21 protein-coding genes and 1 riboswitch are annotated in these 22,244 nt (G+C 36.3%); of the genes, 13 read left to right on the plus strand and 8 right to left on the minus strand.

Annotated features, from left to right (window positions below; genetic code table 11):
• The first annotated feature begins 68 nt into the window (after positions 1–68).
• Complete coding sequence (locus BST93_RS04785; protein ID WP_258150478.1) at positions 69–2,369, plus strand: sodium-translocating pyrophosphatase; 2,301 nt, start codon at positions 69–71, stop codon at positions 2,367–2,369.
• A 69-nt stretch (positions 2,370–2,438) separates the two neighbouring features.
• Here the strand turns inward: BST93_RS04785 and metK are convergent, their stop codons facing one another.
• Positions 2,439–3,695 carry a methionine adenosyltransferase gene (gene metK, locus BST93_RS04790; protein ID WP_105018568.1) on the minus strand — a complete coding sequence of 419 codons (1,257 nt, stop codon included), beginning with the start codon at positions 3,693–3,695 and terminating at the stop codon, positions 2,439–2,441.
• A gap of 377 nt (positions 3,696–4,072) precedes the next feature.
• Positions 4,073–4,179: riboswitch (SAM riboswitch) on the plus strand.
• 122 nt (positions 4,180–4,301) lie between these two features.
• Here metK and BST93_RS04795 point away from each other — a divergent pair.
• The 6 genes from BST93_RS04795 (at position 4,302) to BST93_RS04820 (ending at position 9,796) form a co-directional block, all read left to right on the plus strand.
• The gene (locus tag BST93_RS04795; protein ID WP_105018280.1) at positions 4,302–5,591 is read left to right on the plus strand and encodes an O-acetylhomoserine aminocarboxypropyltransferase/cysteine synthase family protein; all 1,290 of its coding nucleotides are present in this window, start codon (positions 4,302–4,304) and stop codon (positions 5,589–5,591) included.
• Between the two features lies 1 nt (position 5,592).
• Entirely contained in the window at positions 5,593–6,576 is a 984-nt protein-coding gene (locus BST93_RS04800) for an alpha/beta fold hydrolase (protein ID WP_105018281.1), read from the plus strand.
• 13 nt (positions 6,577–6,589) lie between these two features.
• Positions 6,590–7,672 (plus strand): homoserine dehydrogenase family protein, encoded by a 1,083-nt coding sequence (locus BST93_RS04805; protein WP_105018282.1) that lies wholly within the window; start codon positions 6,590–6,592, stop codon positions 7,670–7,672.
• A gap of 40 nt (positions 7,673–7,712) precedes the next feature.
• On the plus strand, positions 7,713–8,123 hold the full coding sequence (locus tag BST93_RS04810; RefSeq protein WP_105018283.1) for an RrF2 family transcriptional regulator: 411 nt from the start codon (positions 7,713–7,715) through the stop codon (positions 8,121–8,123).
• Positions 8,124–8,395: 272 nt separating this feature from the next.
• Positions 8,396–9,466 carry an NAD(P)/FAD-dependent oxidoreductase gene (locus tag BST93_RS04815; protein ID WP_060525006.1) on the plus strand — a complete coding sequence of 357 codons (1,071 nt, stop codon included), beginning with the start codon at positions 8,396–8,398 and terminating at the stop codon, positions 9,464–9,466.
• Positions 9,467–9,472: 6 nt separating this feature from the next.
• Positions 9,473–9,796, plus strand: a complete 324-nt coding sequence (locus BST93_RS04820) for a 2Fe-2S iron-sulfur cluster-binding protein (protein ID WP_105018284.1) — start codon at positions 9,473–9,475, stop codon at positions 9,794–9,796.
• Positions 9,797–9,864: 68 nt separating this feature from the next.
• Here BST93_RS04820 and BST93_RS04825 read toward each other — a convergent pair whose 3' ends face one another.
• From BST93_RS04825 to BST93_RS04835, 3 genes are read right to left on the minus strand one after another with little or no spacing between them, the layout of a single operon-like run.
• On the minus strand, positions 9,865–10,449 hold the full coding sequence (locus BST93_RS04825) for a DUF2911 domain-containing protein (RefSeq protein ID WP_085774105.1): 585 nt from the start codon (positions 10,447–10,449) through the stop codon (positions 9,865–9,867).
• Between the two features lie 51 nt (positions 10,450–10,500).
• Positions 10,501–11,316, minus strand: coding sequence for a tRNA pseudouridine synthase A (locus BST93_RS04830; RefSeq protein ID WP_105018285.1), 816 nt, complete (start codon positions 11,314–11,316; stop codon positions 10,501–10,503).
• Positions 11,317–11,334: 18 nt separating this feature from the next.
• Positions 11,335–11,991 carry an HD domain-containing protein gene (locus tag BST93_RS04835; protein WP_105018286.1) on the minus strand — a complete coding sequence of 219 codons (657 nt, stop codon included), beginning with the start codon at positions 11,989–11,991 and terminating at the stop codon, positions 11,335–11,337.
• A gap of 102 nt (positions 11,992–12,093) precedes the next feature.
• Here BST93_RS04835 and BST93_RS04840 point away from each other — a divergent pair, with 102 nt between their 5' ends.
• The 4 genes from BST93_RS04840 to BST93_RS04855 are packed head-to-tail and all read left to right on the plus strand — an operon-like array spanning position 12,094 to position 14,304.
• Positions 12,094–12,600, plus strand: a complete 507-nt coding sequence (locus tag BST93_RS04840) for a GbsR/MarR family transcriptional regulator (protein ID WP_105018287.1) — start codon at positions 12,094–12,096, stop codon at positions 12,598–12,600.
• A gap of 50 nt (positions 12,601–12,650) precedes the next feature.
• The gene (locus BST93_RS04845) at positions 12,651–12,992 is read left to right on the plus strand and encodes a hypothetical protein (protein WP_105018288.1); all 342 of its coding nucleotides are present in this window, start codon (positions 12,651–12,653) and stop codon (positions 12,990–12,992) included.
• Between the two features lies 1 nt (position 12,993).
• Positions 12,994–13,401: a hypothetical protein gene (locus BST93_RS04850; protein ID WP_060523197.1), complete on the plus strand. Its 408-nt coding sequence runs from the start codon at positions 12,994–12,996 to the stop codon at positions 13,399–13,401.
• A gap of 12 nt (positions 13,402–13,413) precedes the next feature.
• On the plus strand, positions 13,414–14,304 hold the full coding sequence (locus tag BST93_RS04855) for a TIGR01777 family oxidoreductase (RefSeq protein ID WP_105018289.1): 891 nt from the start codon (positions 13,414–13,416) through the stop codon (positions 14,302–14,304).
• Here BST93_RS04855 and BST93_RS04860 read toward each other — a convergent pair.
• Positions 14,301–15,953 carry a M1 family metallopeptidase gene (locus tag BST93_RS04860; protein WP_105018290.1) on the minus strand — a complete coding sequence of 551 codons (1,653 nt, stop codon included), beginning with the start codon at positions 15,951–15,953 and terminating at the stop codon, positions 14,301–14,303. The genes BST93_RS04855 and BST93_RS04860 overlap by 4 nt on opposite strands.
• A 47-nt stretch (positions 15,954–16,000) precedes the next feature.
• Complete coding sequence (locus BST93_RS04865; protein WP_105018291.1) at positions 16,001–16,963, minus strand: glycoside hydrolase family 113; 963 nt, start codon at positions 16,961–16,963, stop codon at positions 16,001–16,003.
• 294 nt (positions 16,964–17,257) lie between these two features.
• On the opposite strand from BST93_RS04865, the gene BST93_RS04870 reads away from it, so the two are divergent.
• Complete coding sequence (locus tag BST93_RS04870) at positions 17,258–18,550, plus strand: NAD(P)/FAD-dependent oxidoreductase (RefSeq protein ID WP_105018292.1); 1,293 nt, start codon at positions 17,258–17,260, stop codon at positions 18,548–18,550.
• Positions 18,551–18,554: 4 nt separating this feature from the next.
• Complete coding sequence (locus tag BST93_RS04875) at positions 18,555–20,135, plus strand: 4Fe-4S binding protein (protein WP_105018293.1); 1,581 nt, start codon at positions 18,555–18,557, stop codon at positions 20,133–20,135.
• Positions 20,136–20,217: 82 nt separating this feature from the next.
• On the opposite strand, the gene accD is transcribed toward BST93_RS04875, so the two are convergent.
• Positions 20,218–21,075, minus strand: coding sequence for an acetyl-CoA carboxylase, carboxyltransferase subunit beta (gene accD, locus BST93_RS04880; protein ID WP_042275894.1), 858 nt, complete (start codon positions 21,073–21,075; stop codon positions 20,218–20,220).
• 99 nt (positions 21,076–21,174) lie between these two features.
• Complete coding sequence (fbaA, locus tag BST93_RS04885; protein WP_042275893.1) at positions 21,175–22,242, minus strand: class II fructose-bisphosphate aldolase; 1,068 nt, start codon at positions 22,240–22,242, stop codon at positions 21,175–21,177.
• Between the last annotated feature and the right edge of the window lie 2 nt (positions 22,243–22,244).

Here is a 22,244-nt window from a genome sequence, read left to right on the forward strand (position 1 = left end):
ACTCAATCGATTTCTTAACATTTATTTGTTACATTAGCAAGATTTTAAACCAAACAATTTTATTACTTATGGAATCATACATGATTTATTTGCCAGTTGCACTGGCGCTTTTAGGCCTCGTTTATATGGTCATCAAAAAATCTTGGGTTATGAAACAAGATGCTGGAGATGGAACGATGAAAGAAATTTCGGATCATATCTATGAAGGTGCACTCGCATTTTTAAAAGCAGAATACAAACTGCTTTCCATTTTTGTAATCATTGTCAGTGTTTTACTGGCGATTGTATCAGTAGTTGTCCCTACCACACACTGGATGATTGTTATTGCTTTTGTTTTCGGAGCCGTCTTCTCTGCTTATGCTGGTAATATTGGGATGAAGATAGCCACAAAAACTAACGTTAGAACTACGCAAGCTGCAAAAACGAGCTTACCTAAAGCTCTTGGAATTTCGTTTGGTGGAGGAACTGTAATGGGTCTAGGAGTAGCTGGTCTAGCTGTATTAGGACTCACAGCATTCTTTATCTTGTTTTTCCAGTTATTTATGAATGGGGAATGGGCTGCAACAGAATTTATGGGTGAAACAAGAACAGCAGGAGATCTTATGACTATTGTACTGGAAACACTAGCAGGTTTTTCACTTGGAGCAGAATCGATTGCACTGTTTGCTAGAGTAGGTGGTGGAATTTATACTAAAGCAGCCGACGTTGGAGCAGATCTAGTAGGTAAAGTAGAAGCTGGCATTCCCGAGGATGATCCTCGTAATCCAGCAACCATTGCAGATAATGTTGGGGATAATGTAGGTGATGTAGCAGGAATGGGTGCAGACCTCTTTGGGTCCTACGTGGCAACGGTTCTAGCAGCTATGGTTTTAGGAAATTATGTAATTAGAGATATGGGTGGTGATATAACTAGTGAAGGGTTTGGAGGAATAGGTCCTATCTTATTACCTATGGCAATTGCAGGTGTAGGAATCATCATATCTGTAATAGGTACAATGCTTGTTAAAATTAAAAGTAATGAGGCTAAAGAAGCTCAGGTAATGGGTGCTTTAAATATAGGAAACTGGACATCTATTGTTCTTGTAGCAATAGCCTGTTATGGCCTGTGTACCTGGATGTTGCCAGAAACGATGAAAATGGATTTCTTTGGTATAACAAACCCTGTTGAGGTGTCTTCTTTTAATGTTTTTCTAGCAACTCTTGTTGGATTAGTAGTAGGTGCAGTTATATCCTCGGTTACAGAATATTATACTGGTTTGGGAAAAAGACCTATTCTTAAGATTGTACAACAATCTTCAACAGGTGCAGGAACGAACATTATTGCAGGTCTAGCTACGGGAATGATTTCTACCTTTCCTTCAGTAATTTTATTTGCCGGAGCGATTTGGGCATCTTATGCTTTTTCTGGTTTCTATGGTGTTGCGCTTGCAGCAAGTGCAATGATGGCTACAACTGCAATGCAATTAGCAATTGATGCCTTTGGACCAATTTCTGATAATGCTGGTGGTATTGCCGAAATGAGTGAACAAGACCCTATCGTAAGAGAACGTACTGATATATTGGATTCAGTAGGTAATACTACGGCAGCAACCGGAAAAGGTTTTGCAATTGCATCGGCAGCATTAACCTCATTAGCCTTGTTTGCAGCCTATGTTACATTCACAGGAATAGACGGTATCAATATCTATAAGGCTCCTGTTCTTGCGATGTTATTTGTAGGAGGCATGGTGCCAGTTGTATTTAGCGCACTTGCCATGAATGCGGTAGGTAAGGCAGCTATGGAAATGGTATATGAGGTACGTCGTCAATTCAAGGAAATAGCTGGAATAATGGAAGGAACTGGAAAGCCAGAGTACGATAAATGTGTAGCTATATCAACTCAGGCATCTTTAAAACAAATGTTACTACCTGGTTTGTTAACCATAGGTTTCCCATTGATTATTGCATTTGTCCCTATGATATTTGGAATGGATCATCTTGCTATTGCCGAAATGCTAGGTGGTTATATGGCTGGTGTAACGGTAAGTGGTGTTCTTTGGGCAATTTTCCAAAACAATGCTGGTGGCGCTTGGGACAATGCTAAAAAGTCTTTTGAAGCAGGTGTTGAAATCAACGGTGAAATGACATACAAAGGGTCAGATGCTCATAAGGCTGCAGTAACTGGTGATACAGTAGGAGATCCATTTAAAGATACATCTGGTCCGTCCATGAATATTTTGATAAAATTGACTTGTTTAATCGGTTTAGTAGTGGCTCCTATATTAGGCGGTCATTCTGAAGATGCACAAGTTAATAACGAGGATCAGACTAAAAAGGAATTAATTGTTGAGCCTGTTAAAGAAGAGGTAGTTACCATCGAATACAGATAAAAAATTATATCTCAATAAAAAAAGGGTAGCTTTTAAAAGCTACCCTTTTTTTTGAAACACTTATAAAGCTTATAAATTAAAAGCTTCTTTAACTTGGTCTACATAGTCTAGTTTTTCCCAAGTGAAAAATTCAACTTCCTTTTCTACTCGACCTTTATAAGGGCTTTCAAAAACACGTTTTTCAACATAAGGTTCACGACCCATGTGACCATAAGCCGCTGTTTTTTCATAAATCGGGTTACGTAATTTCAACCTACTTTCTATTGCCGCAGGTCTCATATCAAATATCTCGGCTACGATTTTAGAAATCTCACCATCAGTCAATTCAACATTTGCTGTTCCATAAGTGTCTACTAGGATTGAGGTAGGTTCTACCACACCTATTGCATAACTTACCTGTATAAGCACCTCGCTTGCAAGTCCTGCCGCAACTAAATTTTTTGCAACATGTCTAGCAGCATAGGCTGCACTGCGATCTACTTTAGAAGGATCTTTACCAGAGAACGCTCCACCACCGTGAGCTCCTTTACCACCATAAGTGTCTACAATTATTTTACGTCCAGTAAGTCCAGTATCTCCATGAGGACCACCAATTACAAATTTTCCAGTCGGATTGATGTGATAGGTGATATCATCGTTAAACAGCTTTTGAGCATATTCTGGCAGCTGGGCGATAACTCTAGGAATTAAAATTTCTACAAGATCTTTTTTAATTTTCGATAACATCTCATTATCGTTATTAGAAAACGGATCGTGTTGTGTAGATATAACTATAGCATCTATACGTTGAGGTACATTATCATCACTGTATTCAATAGTTACTTGTGATTTTGCATCTGGTCTTAAATAAGTAATATCCTTATTTTCTCTGCGTAAGGCTGCTAGTTCGATTAATATTTTGTGCGAGATATCCAGTGCTAGTGGCATGAAATTCTCAGTTTCATTCGTAGCATAACCAAACATCATTCCTTGGTCACCTGCTCCTTGTTCTTCTTTTGTAGCTCTATCTACACCTTGATTAATGTCTTGAGATTGTTCATGTATTAAAGAAATAACACCGCATGAATCTCCAGAAAATTGATATTCTCCTTTAGTATAACCTATACGGTTAATTACATCTCGCGCGATGTGTTGAACATCAATGTAAGAATCAGTTTTTACCTCGCCGGCAAGAACTACTTGACCAGTTGTGACAAGAGTTTCACAAGCAACTTTTGATTCTGGATCAAAAGCAAGAAAATTATCTAATAAAGCGTCGCTTATTTGATCTGCGACTTTATCTGGGTGACCTTCACTCACAGATTCACTTGTAAATAAATAGGGCATATTTTTATTACGCTTTCGCGAAAGCATACCTTAAAGCATACTACGCATTAATAATTAAGAACAAAATTGGGCTGTATAGTTAGATAGTCTTACTGTTTTAGCGTTTATGAATTAAGAAATCTCAATTCGAGGTCGCAATCAGCCAAATCTGTCCTCGTTTAATCGGCAACAAATGTAAGAGTTATTAAATTAATAGTTATTAAGAGTTCATATTAAATTAACAATTTGAGAGTTTAACTTTATTTTAATTAAGTGTAATATGTTTAAGAACAGCTATTTGTAAATCCTAGTAAATTAATAGGGATTAAATTTCATTAAAACTTTGGAATTGTAAAATTTCTTTTTGAATATTTGTACTCACGTTCATTACCATACTGAAATTATCAAGAAAGGACGAGGGAACAGACCCGATGACTCCTTAGCAACCCTTAATTCTAAATTAAGAAGGTGCTACTTTCTGCCTAGTTAATAGGAGAGATGATACGCAGGCCAGTAGGTAACTACTCCATTACGTTTCTTTTTTGATTTATCGATTCTTGCATAGAGCAAGAGGATATCTATTTCATGCGGTTTTGGGCATTTAATTAATTTTTTTAAACAATTACAATGTCACAAAAATTTTCAACAACTTCATTACACGCAGGTCATGATTTTAAAGCAAATGCTGGTACTAGAGCAGTACCTTTGTATCAATCCACAAGCTATGTCTTTAACAACAGCGATCATGCTGCAAATTTATTTTCACTAGCTGAACCTGGTTTTATTTACACTAGGATTAACAACCCTACAGTTGATGTTCTTGAACAGCGATTAGCTGCCTTAGAAGGTGGTATTGCTGCTGTAGCCACAGCATCTGGTACCAGTGCGATATCAACTACCTTACTAACTTTATTGCGAGCTGGTGATCATATTATTGCAAGCAATTCTCTTTATGGTGGTACTTATAACCTACTATCAGTAACCCTACCAAGACTTGGGATTACTACCACTTTTGTAGATCCTAATGAGTCAGATTCTTTTATCAATGCGTTACAAGAAAACACTAGAGCTGTTTTTGTAGAGTCGCTTGGAAATCCCAAATTAGATGTGCTCGACCTTAAAAAAATAAGTTCACAAGCTCAACAAGCAAAGGTGCCGTTAATTGTTGATAATACTGTCGCAACACCTTTTTTACTCAACCCAATTGAACATGGTGCAAATATTGTTATCCACTCACTTACAAAATACATAAATGGGAATGGAACAGCGCTAGGAGGAATTATTATAGATGCAGGAACGTTTGATTGGACAAATGGCAAATTCCCTGAATTTACAGAGCCTTCACCGGGCTATCATGGCCTGGTGTATAGTGAGGCTTTAGAAGCGGCAGCATTTATTGCCAAGGTGCGAATTGAAGGTTTGAGAGATTTAGGTGCGGCAATTTCACCATTCAATGCTTGGCAAATCATACAAGGCCTAGAAACTCTAGAGTTACGAATCCAAAAGCATTCTGAGAATGCCCTTAAAATCGCAAATTGGTTAGAGTCAAGGGAAGAAGTTGCCTGGGTTAATTATCCTGGTCTATCATCGAGTAAGTATTATCAGCTTGCCCAAGAGTACTTGCCTAAAGGACAAAGTGGAATCGTCACCTTTGGAGTAAAGTCTGGTTTTGAAGGAGCAAAAACTATTGCCGATAAAACGGAGTTGTTTTCGCTTTTAGCCAATATAGGCGATACTAAATCTCTAATAATACATCCTGCCAGTACCACACACCAACAATTGTCTGATGAACAGCAATTAAGTACAGGTGTTTCAAAAGATTTAATTCGACTTTCGGTAGGTCTAGAAAGCGTTGATGACTTAATAGCCGATCTAGAATCTGCTTTTGAAAAAGTATCACAAACTGTAAAAATTTAATATGTCACAGTTAAAAAAAGTGAGAATTCCAGACTTTAAAACAGTATCTGGTAAAATTCAAGATATTAGTGTTTCCTATCAGATTTTTGGGCGTGAACTACATACCGCGCCCATAATTCTGATTACTCATGCACTTACGGGCAATTCAAATGTTACTTCTTGGTGGCCACAATTGGTAGGTTTGGGAAAGGTCATCGACCTTGATCGTTATACGGTATTGGCTTTTGATATACCGGGAAACGGATACTCAGAAGAAGTTGATGAGCTTATCTTTAATTATCAAGATTGGAATTTAAAAGATGTGGGATACGCTTTCGCGAAAGCGATCAACACCTTAAACATCTCAACCATTGACCTAGCTTTAGGAGGAAGTATAGGTGGAGCTGTACTATGGGAGTTAATTACGATTGCGCCGTCCCTAATTAAAAGTATTGTTCCTATTGCTGCAGACTGGAAGTCTACTTTATGGTTACAAGCGTGTTGTCATGTACAACAAACTATTTTAGAAAATAGTGATAAACCTATTGAAACAGCTAGACAACATGCGATGACGTTATATAGATCGCCAGCAGGCATTAATCAAAAATTTGAAAAAGATGCTGGAACTGTACAAGCATGGTTAAATTATCATGGTCTTGCATTACAAGAACGATTTACACTACCAGCATACAGACATTTAAATCATTTGTTAAGTCAATTTGACGTCACAAGTGGAAGCAATGATATTGAGTCCATCGCTGTTAAATCTAAAGCTAGTATCGATATTATTTGTATAAATAGTGACGGTTTTTTCCTTGCTGAGGAAGATATAGCTACGTATGAAAGCATTAAAAACAAGGTTCCATCGTCATTGAATATTATACAATCTGTTCACGGTCACGATGCATTTCTCATTGAACACGATCAATTAATTAATATTTTAAAACGGATTGTAAAAAAACGCGTGAAACTTCATTTGGTTTCAGAAACAAAAGCACTTGCTTAAAAATACTAAAAGGATGAAACTAGTACACTTATATATTTTTGGAATAGGAAATGTGGGTAAAACTCTAATAGAACAGGTTCTTGAATCCCATACCTTCTTCAAAGAAAAACACGAATTAGATCTACGAATTGTAGGTTTGGCCAACAGCACACATACTGTTTTAAAGGAATCGGGTGTTGATGAGGACTGGCAAAATGAATTTAAATCTAAAGGTATGGATCGCAAGCCCGATGCTTTTTATGAATCGTTTGCCACTATTCCAGATTTTAAAATTGCCGTAGACGCTACCGCGAGTAAAGATTTAAGCCTTTATTACGTAGAGTTGTTATCAAAGGGTTTTCATATCGTGACAGCTAATAAAATTGCAAACACATTAAATTATACCTACTACAAAGAAATTCGTGAAATAGCGGCTTTTAAGGATTTACGGTTTGAATACGAGACTAATGTAGGTGCAGCTTTACCTATTGTAGAGTCGATAAAGCAATTGTATAAAAGCGGTGAAGAGATCGTGAAAATATCAGGAGTTTTTTCTGGTTCTCTAGGCTATATTTTTTCACGTTTTTCTCAAGAAGAGAAACAATTTTCACAGTTGTTACATGACGCACTTGTAGATGGTTATACCGAGCCTGATCCTAGAGATGATTTGTCTGGAATGGATGTTGCTAGAAAACTATTGATATTGGCACGTGAAGCAGGGTATGTGATTGAATTGGATGATATTGAGGTCGATAATCTAGTACCAGTTGAATTAAGGAATATTGGAAAGCAAGAATTCCTTGACCGTATCAACGAACTTGACACACCTTTTCAAAATTTAAAGAAGAATCTAGGTGAAAATAGCGTATTACGCCATCTAGGTATTCTTGATCTTAAAAAAGAAAGTCTTACAGTAAAGTTAGAAGTAGTAGATAAACAATCGCCTGCTGGTTTATTACGAGGCAGTGATGGTTTTTTTGAGGTTTACACAAAATCTTACGGAAAACAACCCTTAGTCATTCAAGGAGCTGGAGCTGGTAAACAGGTGACAGCTCGCGGTCTATTATCAGATATCATAAAGGTAGCAATGATCGCTGGACAACCGGTTTTAAGATAAAAGGTTTTTTATATTTACCGTTGCGTAAAATTAAGCAGTTATGTTATCCAGAAAAACAAAATACGGGATTAAAGCACTCACATATCTAGCAAAAAACGGCAATGAAAAGCCTATAGCTATATCGACGATTGCCAAAGCAGAAAACATCCCACATAAATTTCTAGAAAGCATCTTGCTTGAATTACGTAGGCAGGACATTCTTACAAGTCGTAAGGGAAAAGGTGGAGGATACTTGTTGTTAACTACACCTGATGAAATAAAAATGAGTAAGGTCCACCGAATATTGGAAGGGCCTATTGCTATGTTACCTTGTGTAAGTTTAAATTTTTATGAAAAGTGCGAAGACTGTAAAGACGAAGAAACCTGCAGTGTGAATAGACTTATGGCTCAAGTAAGGGATAATACACTCGCTATATTAGAAAATCAAACATTAGCAGATTTATTAAAGTAAAAAATAATACCCTACTATTTTGGTAGGGTATTACTTTATGAAGTATATTCGTGCCGTTAAGTTTTAACCGATAGTTTTGAAAGGTCATGTTAAGCGAGTGATCTGACGATATTAAGATGGGCTGTTTTCTTTTTATTACACTCGCTTCCTTGACTGTTTTCTTCTCAAAACTTTAAGATCATTTCTTTTTAACATTGTCTGCTTTTATTTGGATAGCAATACGTTGATAGCGACCTTTGTAGTATAATACAAATCAAATCATGAGTAAAGAAATGATTACAACCGATATTCTTATTATCGGTGCTGGTCCCACAGGATTATTTGCGGTTTTTGAAGCTGGATTACTTAAACTTAAATGTCATATAATTGATGCACTTGCGCAACCAGGTGGGCAGCTTACCGAACTATATCCTAAAAAACCCATTTATGATATTCCTGGCTTTCCAGATGTTCTTGCTGGTGATTTGATCGATAATCTAATGAAACAAATAGAGCCTTTTCAACCTGGTTTTACATTAGGAGAAAGAGCACAAACTATAGAGAAACAAGAAGATGGTTCCTTTATAGTTACTACAAATAAGGGAACGCAGCATCACACAAAAATAGTGGCGATTGCTGGTGGATTGGGATCCTTTGAACCGCGTAAACCAGCTATCGAAAATCTAGACAAGTATGAAGACAATGGTCTAGTCTACATGATAAAAAATCCAGAGGATTATCGCGATAAAAAAGTAGTAATTGCTGGTGGTGGTGATAGTGCTTTGGATTGGACTATTTATTTGGCCGATGTTGCTAGTGAAGTGACACTAGTTCATAGGAGAGAAGAATTTAGAGGTGCATTAGATAGCGTTGAAAAAGTTCAAGAACTAGTTGAGCAGGATAAAATTAGGTTAATTACCCCTGCAGAAGTGAAGGCAATAAATGGTGAGAGTCGAGTGGAGTCTGTTGAGATTCAACATAATGACAAAGCAAAAAGAATGGAGGTGATTGAATGTGATGCCTTCATTCCATTGTTCGGGCTTGCTCCAAAATTGGGTCCAATCGCCGATTGGGGATTAGAGATTGAAAAAAATGCTATTAAGGTTGACAACACTCTAGATTATCAAACTAACATACCAGGAATTTATGCCATTGGTGATGTTAATACATATCCAGGGAAATTGAAATTAATACTCTGTGGTTTTCATGAGGCAACTTTAATGTGTCAAAGTGCTTATCAACGTATATTTCCAGACAAAAGATATGTTATGAAATATACCACGGTAGGTGGTGTATCTGGTTTTGATGGATCGCATAAGGTTGCTGAAAAAGCTGTTGTAAAAAAAATAGGTCAAAAAGCTTAATGCACTATGGCAGTCGATGTAACTATTACCGTGATTGATAGAGGAGGAGAGAAGCATGAACTACTTGCTCCTACAGATATGAATATGAATGTAATGGAAATTTGTAAGTCATACGAACTTCCTGTACAGGCTACATGTGGTGGAATGGCAATGTGTGCCACTTGTCAATGTTATATAATCAGTGATCATGATCTAGGAGAACGCAATGATGACGAAGAAGCTATGTTATGGGAAGCTAGTTTTGTAAAAGATAACTCTAGATTAGGTTGTCAAATTCCAATTACCGAAGAGCTTGATGGTCTAGTTATTGAGTTAGCTCCTGAAGAATAATAACCGTTTAAATTACTAACAAAAAAAGCTGACTTTTAAGTCAGCTTTTTTTGTTAATGTTACTTCAATTACATGAGCGTAATTGGCATTTCAGCACGGTAAGTTCCCCAACCCACTTTTAAATGAATTACATTGTCTTCATTAGGAGAGTATAATGCGATTGTAAGATGTTCTAGACTATTTTCAACATTTTTTACTGGAACTTTTACAGTTACAAGATCTAATTCCGGTTTATGTCCATAGTTTCCCCATCCATCGTTTTCTGAATTGATGTGGAATACCCAATAATCCTCATGTGGAGTTACCACAATCGTATATCTACCAGCAGCAATTTTTTTACCGCCTATCATTGCATCTTGCATTAATAATAATTCGGTGCTCTCATTAGCTCCTAATCGCCATGCTTGACCATACATGGTGATACCTTTATCTTCTTTTTCTTTTTTAAATATTTCTCTGCCTTTTAATGCTGGTCTTGAATATAATACTCTAACCTTTGGAGCAGTAACGCCCTTTCTAAACGCTCTCTTAGCAGCTTCAGCTGGATAAAAAGTAGCATCCATAGGACTTTTATCAAGTTTATCATCCAATTCTTGGGCGAATAAACTTCCAGCACCTATTAAAAATGCCATTAATAGAATTTTTGTTTTCATAATATCGAGTTTTAAAAGGTCTAAACTAAATGAATTGTTCTCACAGAAGTATCACTGCCTTGTTAAATCTGTCTTAAACAGTTGTAAACCACTAGGTGGAGCAACATGACTCAAATGAATTCTATTACTTCCTCTTAATGTTTTTTTGAACTCATTAAGTGAAATCTTTTCATGCCCTATATCAAAGAGAATCCCCATCATAAGCCTAATTTGATACCTTTTAAAACCGCTGCCTCGTACTCGAAAAACATAACTGATTTCAGGAAAAAAGTTTGCTGTGTACAATTCATTCTCCTCAATCACTGCACTTTCGATGGTGCAAATTGTATTTGTAGTAGGTTTAGGTTTATAGGTGTAGGACCAGTAATCATGAGTTCCTACAAACATCTGGGCAGCTTGTTGCATGAGCTCTATATTGAGTTCATCCTTCATGTAAACCATTAATGGCGCACAAAAAGGATGAAACTTCTCTCCATGAGAGAATAAATAGATGTACTCTTTAATTTTAGGATGCTGGATAACATTAAAGTCTGCAGTGGTTTTCTTTATTTCTAAAGCTCTTATATCACTAGGTAAGTTTAAATTAAATTGTTCTAAAAAGTGCTCTTGATTTAAAGGTTCCTTTGCATCGAGAAAAAGTTCTACCCAGGTTTCATTAACAGATACCTTTGAATCTGTTCTACCAGCTGCAACTACTTTAAAATCATTATGGTCAAAAACAAACCTAAGCGTTCTATTAATCATGCGTTCGACTGTAGGAATATCATTAGGTTGTTGTTGCCATCCGTGAAATCTAAAACCTAAATATTGCAATTTGATCAGAAAGTACTGTCTGCTTAGCTGTAAAAAGGGATCATTCTTTTTCATAAGATCTTTTACTTTTGACTATTGCTCTCCATTCCATTCTGCATAGAATTGCTCAAGAAAGTTTTCCATAAAATTATGTCGTGATTGTGCCAGTCGCTTACCAGTAGAGGTGTTCATAAGGTCTTTAAGTAGCAGTAGTTTTTCGTAAAAATGATTGAGAGTAGGGTTATTACCCTTTTTATACTCTTCTTTACTCATAGTAAGATTGGGAGGAATTTCTGGGTTGTAAAGAACATTGTTTTTATAACCGCCGTAGTTAAAGGTACGTGCAATTCCTATGGCACCCAATGCGTCTAACCTATCGGCATCTTGAACTATTTGTAGCTCTATACTGTTAAAGGATCCGGTAGTATGTCCACCTTTATAGGAAACATGACGTATTATTCGCGCCACGTGGGCTATAATAGAATCGTCAACACCTAATCCTTTGAGAAAAGTTGTTGCTTTGATAGGACCAGCTTCCTCGTTGCCATCATGAAATTTTGAATCTGCAATATCATGAAGTAAAGCGCCCAGTTCTACTACTAGTTTATCGCAGTCATTTTCTTGCGCCGCAATAAGTTGAGCATTACGCCACACTCGCTCAATGTGAAACCAGTCGTGACCGCCTTCTGCGTCGTGTAATTCAGATTTGACAAAACTTATAGTTTGTTCAATGATAGGTGTGTAGTTCATAAGGGATAAAGGTAGTGCGCTTTCGCGAAAGCGGAATAATCAAAATAAAATTAAACTTTCAGAAAATATTGAAAATATAAAAAATAAGTTTATATTTGAACTATGAAATTACAGGAAGCACAAGGTCAATTTATTCAAGCATGGGGCTCATTAGGCAGCTCATGGGGAATTTCTAAGAGTATGGCGCAAATTCACGCTTTACTACTGGCCTCGCCCAATGGTTTAAGTACTGATGACATCATGGGTCGTACACAGCTTTCTAGAGGAAATGTGAATACCAATGTACGTGAATTGATCAACTGGCGTCTTGTGCGCAAGAAGACGGTACTAGGTGAGCGCAAAGAGTTTTTTGAGGCCATTCATGACATATATTCTATGGCACAGCATATTATGGAGGAAAGAAAACGTAGGGAGATGGAACCTGTACTTTCTTTATTAAAAGATCTAAAGAAAACAGAATTAGAAGGTAAGGATGATGAGGTGAAACATTTTCAGGCATTGATAAAAGACCTAGAAGAATTTGTCGCGCAAATGGAAAATTTATTGAATCTTGCAAGCAGGATTAATAGCAATAGTTACCTGAAGAAAATGATAAAGGCTATTTCATAGTCTTTTTTATTTCATTATAACTTTCAATAATTTCTGAAAATATAAAAATTATGAACTTAATTGCTTATGCCATTTACACCGTATTACTAGTGACAGTGATTTTACGCATTGGACATTTGTGTTACCGTCATGGACGGGTATACACCGATGCTTTTTTTCCTACCGATGCTGAGTTTTCAAAAAGCATCAACGATGTGTTATTGGTGGCTTATTATTTAATCAATCTAGGTTATGGAGTAACTGTCGTTGCGACCTGGGAAGACGTTCAAAATATCATAGGAGTTGTTCAATCCGTAACGAGTCACTTTTCAATGATTCTACTCATACTTGCTGTCTTGCATTATAGCAATTTACTCATTATTAAACTTATCTATCAATTTAAATTCAAATAATATGGAAACTTCAAAAATTATCATCGGTTATTTTATTTATGTACCTATCATGCTGGGACTTACCTATTATGTATCGCGTACGCTTTTTAAAAATGCAAAGATTTTTATGCTCGATATTTTTCATGGTAAAAACGATATCGCAACCTCAACAAACAATCTTTTTCAAATAGGATTTTACCTGTTGAATTTGGGTTTTGGGTTATGGATTCTAGAAATATCAGATTATAAATGGCACAACACGTATCAGAATCTTATAGAGGTATTAAGCGCAAAGATTGGTGGATTCTCTATCTATTTAGGTGTCATGCTTTTCATCAATCTGTTTTTCTTTTTTAGAGGTCGCAGAAAAAGCAAACAATCAAAAACTGTCGTAAAAACACCCATTTATTTATCACCTGAATCTAAGTAAACATAAAGAATTATGAGTAAAATTTTGATACCAGGAGGAACAGGGTTTTTAGGTAAATCTTTATCAAGATATTTAAAAGCACAAGGTCATGAGGTGATTACGCTTTCGCGAAAGCGTGATTCTAAGTCACTCTACTGGGATGGTGAGAATCTGGGAGAATGGGAAAAGGAACTGGAAACCGTTGATGTTATCATAAATTTAGCAGGTAAGAGCGTAGACTGTAGGTACAATCCTGCTAATATGAAAGCAATTCTAAAGTCCCGATTGTCTAGTACTGCTGTGTTACATAAAGCAGTTGAAAAGTGCAGTAATCGTCCACGAGTTTGGTTAAATTCTAGTACCGCTACTATTTATAGACATTCTGAAACCAGGCCAAACACGGAGAAAGAAGGTGTGCTAGGTGATGACTTTTCTACCAATGTAGCTCAAGAATGGGAGCGTGTTTTCTTTAACAAAGAATTGCCTGGTACTCGCAAGATTGCTATGCGTACTTCAATTGTTTTAGGAGCTACAGGTGGCGCTTTTCCTGTAATAAAACGTTTGACTAAAGTGGGATTAGGAGGAATGCAAGGTAAAGGACAACAAATGATTAGTTGGATACACGTGGATGATTTTTGCCGCGCTGTTGACTTTTTAATTCAATCAGAATTGGAAGGTGTGGTCAATGTTACGGCTCCCAAACCTGTGAGCAACAAAGATTTTATGTTTAACCTACAAAAGAGTTTAAGAATACCTATTGCCATATCACAACCTAGATGGTTGCTAGAGCTAGGTGCTCTTTTCATGAAAACTGAGACTGAGCTAGTCCTAAAAAGTAGGTTTGTATTACCAGAGAAATTAGAAAATTCTGGTTTTAAATGGGACTACAATACCCATGATGCTGCTGTACAAGATTTGATTTAACTCTGTATATAATAATTGTCGTCTACGTTGACCTCGTTAAACTTAGACGACAATTTTATGGTTTGTTTTTTTGTAGTCGGTATGATACGTTGTTTATTGTTACCTATATAAACATCTACAGGCATGCTAAAATCATCGACCGTATTTTCCCAATAATAAACAAGTTTATTTCCTTTACTTTTAAGAACTAATTTAGGAATACGAGTATCTCTTAAGTATTGATCAAAAACCTTTTGTAGCGCAATGCCCGTTTTTTCAATTAAAAAATCCTCTATTTGTTTAGTCGTAACTGTCTGATGATAAAAAGTTTTATTCATATTGCGCAGTATTGATCTCCATTTATCGTCATCATCTACTAGTGTGCGTATGGTATGTAATAAATTGGCTCCTTTGTAATACATGTCGCCACTACCTTCATGATTAACGTTATAATGCCCTATTAAAGGTCTGTCATTTTGAATAGTTCTGCGAGTACCTATGATATACTCTTGTGCAGCTTGCTTGCCATAATAATAGTCTAGAAATAAACTTTCACTGTAGGCTGTAAAACTTTCATGAATCCACATGTCTGCAATGTCCTTATTGGTTATGCTGTTTGCAAACCACTCATGACCAGCTTCATGAATGATAATAAAATCAAATTTCAAACCCCAGCCAGTACCCGATAAATCTCTACCCAAATAGCCTTGTTTAAACTTATTTCCATAGGTGACAGAACTTTGATGTTCCATACCTAAATAGGGAACCTCAACTAGTTTAAAACTGTCTTCATAAAAAGGATAAGGTCCAAACCAGTGTTCAAAAGCTTTCATCATTTTTGGGGCATCGGTAAAATGGTTTTTTGCTTTTTCTAGATGATGTTCTAGAACATAATAATCCATATGTAGATCACCCTTTTCACCAGAGTAGACTTCACCGAAATGGGTGTAGTTACCTATATTGATATTGACTCCGTAATTATTTATAGGGTTTGTCACTTGCCAGGTATATGTTGTAGTGTTGTCAATGAGTTCTTTAACCTTAATTAATCTACCATTGGACACGTTCATTAAATTAGAAGGTACGTTTACTGATATTGTCATACCTTTTGCTTCTTCATACATATGATCTTTACATGGCCACCATACACTTGCTCCCAAACCTTGATTTGAAGTTGCGATGAAATGGTTCCCTTTTTCGTCTTTTTTCCATGAAAAGCCGCCGTCCCATGGAGCATTTTTTGCTTCTCTGGGATGTCCTTTAAAAAATACCGTAATAGTTTTTGTGGTAGCTACCTGTTGCTTGTCTTGTAAATGAATATAATAGACATTACCATCACGGGTGAACTTTAATTCATTATCATTTTGAACTACTTTGGTAATGAGCATAGGCTCCTGTAGATCAATCTGCATTTTATTATTACTTGCAAGCACCTTATAGGTTATATTGTTGCTGCCAGAAATAAATTTTTCATCAGGTTCTACCTTAACGTTTAGGTCGTAACGTTGTAATTCCCACCATGCACGTTCTGGAGTAATACTACCTCTCAAGCTATCTTGTCTTGTAAATTGTTTTTTATTTTGGAGTAACTGTGCTTGTGCTTGAATTCCAATTAAACAAAATATAATTAGGGTTATTACCTTGTATAACGACGTTTTATTTATCTTCATTAAAGATTGATTATAGATGCGATACCATCTGTTATATGAATGTTTTTTTAATGCTCAAGATATGCTTGAGTAATTGTTTTTTGAGCCATTTTTCCTTGTGGCGTAAAACGTTTTGCAAAACCTCGCCATCTACTATCTTCGGCATGGTATTTCCATAAAAAACCGCCTGCCATCCAGGATTCTCCCCAAACCTTATCGAATAAGCATTGATATAAAATATCTTGAGCTTTTTCATTTACTTCATGGTGATCTTGGGCATTTTTCCATGGTTCCTTTCCGGCATAATCTGCGCTTATATAACCATATTCTGTGAACAGGATTTGTTTTTTAAAGCTAGTCGAGAAAGATTTTAATTCTTTTTTCCATTTATCCCAACTTTGATTTATGTTATCAATATCGGGTGTTTTTTTATTACAAACAGGGAAATAAGCATCTACTCCTATAAAATCCAATTCATCCCAAAATGTAACTTGTTTATAACTGTCCCAGTTACCAGCATAGGTGATTTCACCTCTATAAATAGTACGGATTTCTTCAATTAATTGTCTCCAGTAGTCTGGTCTAGCAGTTACAAAGGATTCAAGTTCTGTTCCTATACAAAATAGCCCTACTTTTTTTTCTTGTGCGATACGAGCAAATCTCAAAATATACTCACGATAGGAGTCTTCGAGAATTTGCCAATCTTCATTTGTTTTTAATTGAATGGTACCGGTGTAGGTTCCTTTGTTTATCCAAATTTGAGGTTTGAGCATTACCTCTATATTTTGATCATTCATTAGGTCAATGGTTTGTGATACACCATGCGGTTTTTCGCCCCACCAACCGTGATCTTGGTCATATATAACTTGTGGACTATCAATTGAACGCATCCAGGCATAGGGTATAACAGCTACATAATTAGCATTGTATTGAACTAGTGGTTGTACGTCATTTTTATCAATAGGATTACGGGTAGCAACAAATGAGATACCATTTATTTTATTAATTGTTTGAGGTAAGTTTGAGTTCAAAAAGGCGGTCTGGTTTGACTGTGATGAGTTCAAACAGGACATTAATAAAAGAAGAGAACAACCTATTATCAGAAAGTTTAATAAACTTTTATATGTAGCGACTTTATTCATTAACTAAGTTGTACGAAAAATTAAAGGTACATAAATCGTTCCTTTTTAGTTGCTTTTATCGATAGATTGAAAAATACATGGGTTCATTAAGCATTAAATAGGAAATATGTGTAATGTGGTGGGAATAGTTTACGCTTTCGCGAAAGCGTAATTAATCGTACTTTGTAAACACAATCGCCATCTATGGAACATATTATTATAATAGGTAATGGGATTGCAGGTGTTACTGCAGCTAGACATATTAGAAAAAACTCGAATAAGCGCATTACAATTATCTCGGCCGAAACGGATTACTTTTTCTCTCGTACAGCACTTATGTATGTTTATATGGGACACATGAAGTTTGAGCACACACAACCTTATGAAAATTGGTTTTGGAAAGAGAATCGGATTGAATTAATGAATGCCTATGTCAACAAAATACTTCCTGATGAGAATAAGATAGAGTTTGAGGATGGTAGTCACTTAACCTACGACAAGTTAATTCTTGCTACGGGTAGTATCCCTAACAAATTTGGCTGGCCAGGACAAGATTTAAAAGGTGTTCAAGGCTTGGTAAGTAAACAAGATTTATTACAATTAGAACAAACAGCACCAAATAATAAAGTTTGTAAGCGAGCAGTAATTATCGGTGGTGGTTTAATAGGAGTAGAGCTTGCAGAAATGCTACACACTCGTGAAATACCAGTAACTTTTTTAGTTAGGGAAAAAGGATTTTGGAGAGGTGTGTTACCGATGCCTAATGCTACAATGATTTCTAATCATATAAAAGAGCACCACATAGACTTGCGCGAAGAAGAAGAACTCAAAGAGGTTTTATCGGATGATAATGGTCATGTAAGAGCTGTGATTACAAAAAAGGGTGAGGAAATTCCTTGCAACCTTGTAGGATTATGTGCCGGAGTAAGACCGCAAATTGAATTTTTAAAAGAAAGCGGTATTGAATATAATCGTGGTATCATGGTTAATCGTAATCTTCAAACCAATTTTTCAAATATATATGCCATAGGAGACTGTGCAGAACAGCGAGAACCTGTTGGTGAACGTAAAGCGGTTGAGGCTGTATGGTATACAGGAAGGATGATGGGTGAGGTAGTAGCTCAAAACATTTGTGGAAATCCTGTAAAATGGAATCCTGGTCACTGGTTTAATAGTGCTAAATTTTTTGAGATTGAATACCAAACCTATGGTTGGGTATGGAATAACCCTAAGGAAGGAAATGATCATTTTACATGGAATGGTAATGATGGACGTAGTATGATAACTATTGAGTATGAAATAGCCTCACGTAAATTTATCGGTATTAATACGTTTAATATACGCATGCGTCATGAGGTTTTTGATAAGTGGCTTAATGAAGAACAAACTATAGATCACGTTGTTTATAACTTAAGGGATGCTTGCTTTAATCCAGAGTTTTTTAAAGAACCTTATCACGATATAAAAAGTCAATTTTCTAATCTATTAACAAACTAATATTATGAGTACGTATCAACGTAATATGGCTTTAACAGGTGAGCCGCCTAAAGCATTGAACACTGGTCAAAAAGTAGGATCTGCGATTGGTTTGTTTGGTTTGGGAATACTGGGATTATCAATATTCAATATCACTTTTCCTAATAAAGCTCTATGGCTTACTATTAGTCTCTCAATGATTGCAGGTGGGATAATCTGGTTTGCCCGTTCTCAATATAAAAACACGCAGCCAGGAATTAAAAATAATGGAGTCTGGTTTAAATCTATATCAAGTCGTGGTTTATTAGGATGGTTATCTGCGGTAGGCTTATGTGGTTTTTATATAGTCCTTTATTTCTATCCTCAATATTTAGGACAAGGTTCAGATGGGGCAGCAAATACAGGACTAATTGGATTGTTTGATCCATTGTCTTATTTGTTAAAGGGTCAACCTGCAAGTCAATGGTTTGTTTATGGTGTTCTTTATACTATAGCTATAATATCTTTTGGGATAAAGTTTTTGATGAAATACCGTCACAATAGGTATGAACGATTACGTACCTATAGCGTTATGTTTTTTCAAACAGCATTTGCATTTTTAATACCTGAAATAATGGCTGGATTAAACGGTGACTTGCCGTACTATGATCTTAAAAATGTTTGGCCACTTAATTATTATCTGTTTGATCAATGGAATGTAAACGGATTGCTGGCAAATGGCAGTGTAGGTCTTACCTTGCTGTTATGGGGAATTGTTTCCATTTTTGTAATTACTCCTATTTTAACTTATAAATACGGTAAACGATGGTACTGCAGTTGGGTTTGCGGTTGCGGTGGACTTGCAGAAACCGCTGGTGATGCATTCAGACAACTATCGGATAAATCAAGGAAGGCTTGGAAAGTAGAACGTTGGTTGGTTCACACGGTGCTGGTTTTCGCCGTTATAAGCACAACGGGAGTAATACATTCGTATTTAGGCGATGGCTCAAAATATTGGTTGAGCGCTACAACCTTTTTAATAGGAGTAGCAGTTTTCTTGACGTTGTTGCTTGCGTTTATATGGATATTTAAAAGAGAAGAATTAAAAAAAGATGCAAAATTTGGAGCGGTTGGTTTTCTTGTGATTATACTGTCTTTTATAGCAATGCATTTCTTTTCTCAAACAGATGCTTTGTTTTTCTTCAAATCTCATGAAGTAAGATCTACGTATGGATTTTTAATTGGATCTATTTTTAGCGGAGTTGTAGGAACAGGTTTTTATCCAATTATGGGAAGTAGGGTATGGTGTAGATTCGGTTGTCCGATGGCAGCAATTTTAGGTTTACAGCAGCGATTGTTTTCTAAATTCAGAATCACTACAAATGGAGGTCAATGTATCTCATGTGGTAATTGTTCTACATACTGTGAAATGGGAATTGATGTTCGTGCCTATGCGCAAAAAGGTGAGAACATAGTAAGAGCAAGTTGTGTGGGCTGTGGAGTTTGTAGTGCTGTATGTCCACGTGGTGTTCTTAAACTAGAGAATGGCCCATTAGAAGGACGTATAAATCCACAGGATGTACTGTTAGGACAAGATGTAGACTTAATGGACCTGTTGAAAAAATAAGAGTAATTAGAAAACCTGTTTAAATAAAAAACGTTCTAGAATCAACTAGAACGTTTTTTTATGATAAGATGAGGTTGAAACCTTAAATAGCTATTGCCCTATTTAAAATTAATCCTAGATATAGATTAACTTTTTTCTTCAATTCACTTCTAGGAACGATAAAGTCTAGAAATCCTTTTTCTAATACAAACTCGGCTGTTTGAAAACCTTCAGGAAGTTCTTTACCAGTCGTGTCACGAACAACTCTAGGGCCAGCAAAACCTATAAGTGCACCAGGCTCTGCAATGTTGATATCACCTAGCATTGCAAATGAAGCGGTTGTACCACCGGTCGTTGGGTCTGTACACAATGAGATGTATGGTATACCAGCTTCAGCAAGTTGAGCAAGTTTTGCACTTGTTTTTGCAAGTTGCATTAGGGATAAAGCAGCTTCCATCATACGAGCACCACCAGATTTTGAAATGATCATAAATGGAATGTTGTTCTTTAACGAATAGTCTGCAGCACGAGCAATTTTTTCACCTACGACACTACCCATCGAACCACCAATGAAAGAAAAGTCCATACAAGCAATGACAAGGTCGTGTCCATTTGATTTACCAACAGCAGTACGCACAGCATCATTTAGACCTGTCTTTTTCTTAGCTGCTTCTAGTCTGTCAGTGTACTTTTTAGTATCCTCAAAATTTAGAGGATCTTTAGAAAGAATATCTGGATTAAGTTCTTTGAATTCATTGTTGTCAAACATGATTTCAAAATATTCTTTACTTCCTACACGTACATGATATCCATCCTCTGGACTTACGTAGAAGTTGTTTTTAAGTTGTTCTGCATCTACTATTTTTCCAGTAGGTGACTTGTACCACAATCCTTTAGGTGTGTCTTTTTTAGCTTCAGTAGGTGTGGTTATACCTTTTTTATCTCTTTTAAACCAAGCCATAATTAAGTTATGATTTTAGGGTTGTAAGGTGAGAAGTATTCTCTTCTCAAAACTACCGTTTTTTAGTTTAGTGTTATCTATTAATCCTCAAAAATCAGATTAAAGAGTGTTTATATTATTTAAGTCTTCAAAAGCTTGTTTTAATCTCGCTTTGAAAGAATCTTCACCTACACGCAACCATTTACGTGGGTCATAATACTTTTTGTTAGGCGCATCGGCTCCAGTTGGATTTCCTATTTGTGAAAGCAGGTAATCATTGTTAGTATCCATATACCCTTTGATACCAGTGGCAAAAGCCCATTGTAAATCGGTGTCAATATTCATTTTAATTACACCATATCCTATTGCTTCTCTTATTTCCTCTAATGTAGATCCAGAACCACCATGGAAAACAAAATCTATATGATTGTTTTCTACTCCATATTTGTTTGAGATGTACTCTTGAGAATTTTTAAGGATTTTTGGAGTAAGTTTTACGTTACCCGGTTTGTATACACCGTGAACGTTTCCAAAAGCAGCAGCAATCGTAAAACGATTACTAACCTTGCTTAATTCTTCATAAGCATAAGCAACTTCTTCAGGTTGGGTATATAGTTTTGACTCATCCACATCGCTATTATCTACACCATCTTCTTCACCGCCGGTAATCCCTAATTCGATTTCCAGTGTCATGTTCATTTTCTCCATGCGCTCTAGATACCTTTTACATATTTCTATGTTTTCTTCTAGAGGTTCCTCACTTAGATCAATCATGTGAGAAGAGAATAGACTTTTACCGCTTTCGCGAAAGCGAGCCTCACTAGCATCTAATAGTCCGTCGATCCAAGGTAATAGATTTTTTGCACAATGGTCAGTATGCAGAATAACCGTTGCGCCGTAAGCTTCTGCCAGTTGATGAACATGTTGAGCACCTGCTATACTACCTAATACGGCTGCACGCTGGTTCTCATTACTTAGACCTTTACCAGCATTGAATTGAGCTCCACCATTTGAATACTGTATGATGACAGGCGAATTCAATTCTGCAGCAGTTTCCAAAACGGCATTTACAGAATTTGACCCTACAACGTTTACTGCTGGTAAGGCATATCCGTTGGCTTTAGCATGGTTAAAAATTTCTTGAACTTGGTCGCCAGTAGCAACTCCTGGTTTTATGTTGTGACTCATGT

Origin of the sequence: Nonlabens tegetincola, from assembly GCF_002954355.1 — a bacterium.
GTDB classification, from domain to species: Bacteria; Bacteroidota; Bacteroidia; order Flavobacteriales; family Flavobacteriaceae; genus Nonlabens; species Nonlabens tegetincola.